The organism is Mesorhizobium sp. M7A.F.Ca.MR.362.00.0.0 (assembly GCF_004023175.1).
GTDB lineage: Bacteria > Pseudomonadota > Alphaproteobacteria > Rhizobiales > Rhizobiaceae > Mesorhizobium.
Genome location: NZ_RZTF01000684.1, coordinates 1 through 1,735 on the forward strand (window position 1 = coordinate 1; position 1,735 = coordinate 1,735).

A 1,735-nucleotide genomic window follows, 5' to 3' on the forward strand; every position below is an offset into this window, starting at 1 on the left:
ATCGATAGACATCGTGGCCTTTGAGACTGTTCTTCATTGCGCTCCAACGGTCTTTCCGTTCCTCTGGTGACATGCGAAATGCCTTTTCCGTGGAGGCCGCCACAGCCTCTGGGTCATAGGGATTGACGAGCACCGCTCCCTCCAACTGGCCAGCGGCGCCGGCAAATTGCGAGAGCACGAGGACGCCCGGATTGCTTGGGTCTTGCGCAGCCACGTATTCCTTCGCCACCAGGTTCATGCCGTCGCGGAGCGGCGTCACTAGACCAACGCGTGCCATTCGGTAGAGGCCGGCCAGTTCCAGCGGGCCATGGGAACGATTGGTGTAGTGTACTGGTACCCAATCGATGGTTCCAAGTTCCCCATTGACACTTCCCACCAGTTCGGCGATGTGCTTTTGCAGCGCTAGATAGGCCGGTATTTCCCCGCGGGATTTCGGGGTAATCTGCAGCAGTAGCGTCTTGCGGACGCGATGACTGTTACGATCAAGGAAATGGCGAAACGCCACGATGCGCTGATCGATGCCCTTGGAATAATCCAATCGGTCGACACCAATGGCGACGTCACAGCCAGCGGTCTTCTTGTAAACTTCCTGCAGATCCCCGTCGCGCGTCGCTAGCTTTGCGAGGCTCTCGAACTTGGCCGTGTCGATACCGATTGGAAAAACCCCGCAGCGAAACTGTCGCCCTTTGACTAGGCAGCTACCGTCTTTCATGAGACGCCCTAGGTTTCGGCGGCTTAGACATTCGGCGAAGTTGTTAAGATCGTCGTCGGTTTGAAAGCCGACAAGGTCATAGAACGAAAGCGCTTCCAGTAATTCTTCGCAGAGCGGCACGGTGGCGAGGATGTCCGCCGGCGGCCATGGTATGTGCAGGAAAAAGCCGATCCGGTTGCGGCAGCCGCGCTCGCGCAGTTCTTTCCCTAGAGGGATCAGGTGATAATCTTGCACCCATATGACGTCGTCCTCGCGGTGGAGCGGCATCAAAGATTCTGCGAAGAGTCGGTTGACGCGGTAGTATCCTGACTTTCTCGCGTCGTTGTATTCGGCGAGGTCGACACGGCAGTGGAAGACCGGCCAAAGAACCCTGTTGGCGAAGCCGTAGTAATATTCGTCCAGATCCTTCTCCGAGAGATCGGCAAGGGCATAGGTGATGCCGTTGGCCTCCTGCATCGTCGGTGACACCTGTTTCTTCTCGGCTTTCACCTTCCCCGACCAGCCCATCCAAAGGCCGCCTCGTTGCTTGAGCGCAGCGTTCAGCGCAATGGCCATTCCGCCCGGGGGCACTGACCCGTGCTCGTCGGGCAGCGCAACCCTGTTTGACACGATGACCAGTCTACGATCTCCACCGTCCCCACCGACACTCATAATGTTCTTCATGATCACTCCTGTTGCCCGCCAGCTTTTTGGCTTTGATCACAGCCAAGTTAGGGACGGTCATCAGGTGGGACAATCTCATTAGGCGTATGGCAGAATAGCGGATACAAATAGGCACTAAGCGGGGCAGGAACTGAGCTCCCAAAGCTTCGGTTTTGGATCATGTTTTTCCTGATTTAACTGAAAGCGTGGGCCGATTCCCTACGACCACTAGTGTGGCAGACCGGCGCCTCCGGGTTCGCGATGAGCGCATCATCCATCATCCTCCCAACGGTCCCAGAGCTTTGTCACCACGTGACGTTGCCCCCAGTTTCTATGCAGTTTTGAGTTCGTTTCCGGCGTGGGTTGTGCCCTGCTGGGCGG

General features: G+C 57.0%; 1 protein-coding gene. It reads right to left on the minus strand.

Annotation, left to right across the window (positions count from 1 at the left end):
* Positions 1-1,375, minus strand: a 1,375-nt coding sequence (locus tag EOC06_RS36800; protein WP_245470405.1) for a trehalose-6-phosphate synthase, incomplete at its 3' end; no start/stop codon positions are given.
* Between the last annotated feature and the right edge of the window lie 360 nt (positions 1,376-1,735).